We start from the raw sequence: 2,011 nt of genomic DNA on the forward strand, positions 1-2,011 counted from the left end.
ACCTCTACGTCGAATGGCGCCACGGCATCACGGCGACCATGCGGCAGACCCACGCGGCCGGCGAAAAGCTGTTCGTGGACTTCGCCGGCGATACCGTGCCGGTGTTCGACGGGCTTACCGGGGAGGTGCGCGCCGCCAAGATCTTCGTCGCGGTCATGGGAGCGTCGAACTACACATTCGTCCAAGCCCGGTTCAGCGAGGCGCTGCCCGACTGGATCGGCGCCCATGTGGATGCGCTCACCTTCCTGGGCGGAGTGCCGAAGGCGCTCGTCTGCGACAATCTGAAGGCCGGGGTGACGGTGGTGAGCCGCTACGAGCCAGGCGTCAACCGGACTTACCAGGATCTTGCCACCCATTACGGCACCACCATTATGCCGGCGCGGCCCCGCAAGCCGCGCGACAAAGCCAAGGTGGAGGCGGCGGTTCTTATCGTCCAGCGATGGATTTTGGCGCGGCTGCGCAACCGGCGCTTCTTCTCGCTCGCCGAGTTGAACGTTGCGATCCGCATCCTGGTCGACGAACTCAACGCCCGCCTGATGCGCAAGCTCGGTGCCAGCCGCCGCGAGTTCTTCGACACCATCGATCGTCCGGCCCTGATGCCGCTGCCGGCCGAACCCTATCAGTACGCCGAATGGCGTCGTGCCCGTGTAGCGCCGGATTACCATGTCGAGGTTCAGGGGCACTTCTACTCGGTGCCATCCCGCCTGATCCGCCAGGTCGTCGAGGTGCGGGCCACCGAGGCAACCATCGAGGTGTTCCATCGCGGCACCCGGATCGCCAGCCACGCACGCTCAGGCGTCAGGCGCCGCCACACCACGATCCCCGAGCACATGCCGAGCGCACATCGCCGATACGCCTTCTGGACGCCGGCACGTCTGCTGGCCGCCGCCGAGAAGATCGGTCCGTCCACGATCGCGCTGTGCCAGGCGATCATGCGGACAAAGCCCCATCCCGAGCAGGGCTTCCGATCCTGTCTCGGCATCCTGCGGTTGGAAAAGACCTATGGGACGCAACGTCTGGAAGCCGCGTGCCGCCGTGGGATCAGCATCGGCTCAGCGAGCTATCGGTCGATCGCCTCGATCCTCAAGACCGGCCTGGACAAAGCCTTCCTTCCCGACACCGCCCCCGAGGCCGATCCCATCCAGCACGGCAACATCCGTGGCCGCGGCTACTACCACTGACCACCAACAAGGAGACCTTATGCTCAGCAACCACACCCACGAACGTCTCGCTGCTCTCGGGCTCGCCGGCATGGCCAAGGCCTTCGACGATCAGCAACGCCAACCGGACGTTACCGCGCTGACCTTCGAGCAGCGCCTCGGCCTGATGATCGATCGCGAAGCAACCGAGCGAGAGAACAAAAGGCTCATCGTGCGCCTGAAGTTCGCCTCGCTACGGCAGGCCGCAATCGTCGAAGATGTCGATCTGCGCGCTCCGCGCGGCATCGACCGCGCCTTCTTTGCCAAGCTCGTCGATGGCGATTGGATCAGCCGCAAGCAAAATTTGCTCATCACCGGGCCGACCGGCGTCGGCAAGAGCTGGATCGCCTGCGCACTCGGCCACAAGGCATGCCGCGATAATCGATCCGTCTTATATCATCGCCTGCCAAGGCTGTTCGAAGCTCTTGCGCTCGCCCGCGGGGACGGACGCTATGCGCGGCTCCTCAAGACACTATCGAGGGTCGATTTGCTCATCCTCGATGATTGGGGCCTCGCACCGCTTACCGGCGAGCAGCGTCGCGATCTCCTCGAAGTCGTCGACGATCGACACCAGCGCGGATCGACCATCATCACCAGCCAGGTGCCGATCGAAAATTGGCATGAGGTCATCGCCGACCCGACCATCGCCGACGCCGTCCTGGATCGGCTCGTCCACAATGCTCACCGCCTCACACTCAAGGGAGACAGCATGCGAAAGATCACTGCGCAGCGCGCCAATCTTGACGCAGCCAAGAAAACCTGACCCAACTCCTCATGCCGGCAACGACACTCCGGCCGCCTTCGTCGGAACA

General features: G+C 64.1%; 2 protein-coding genes. Both read left to right on the forward strand.

Features of this window, described 5'->3' with window-relative positions; all coding sequences use genetic code 11:
* A partial coding sequence (istA, locus tag ABIB91_RS41605; protein WP_354253305.1) for an IS21 family transposase occupies window positions 1-1,181 on the forward strand: 1,181 nt, incomplete at its 5' end.
* Window positions 1,182-1,200: 19 nt separating this feature from the next.
* Window positions 1,201-1,962 carry an IS21-like element helper ATPase IstB gene (istB, locus tag ABIB91_RS41610; protein ID WP_007592724.1) on the forward strand — a complete coding sequence of 254 codons (762 nt, stop codon included), beginning with the start codon at window positions 1,201-1,203 and terminating at the stop codon, window positions 1,960-1,962.
* The last annotated feature ends 49 nt before the right edge of the window (window positions 1,963-2,011 follow it).

The sequence above is a fragment of the Bradyrhizobium sp. JR4.3 genome (assembly GCF_040547695.1).
Classification (GTDB): Bacteria; Pseudomonadota; Alphaproteobacteria; order Rhizobiales; family Xanthobacteraceae; genus Bradyrhizobium; species Bradyrhizobium canariense.

Coding starts and splice junctions, on each gene's coding strand:
- istB (WP_007592724.1), top strand. CDS start 1,201: ATGCTCAGCAACCACACCCACGAACGTCTCGCTGCTCTCGGGCTCGCC.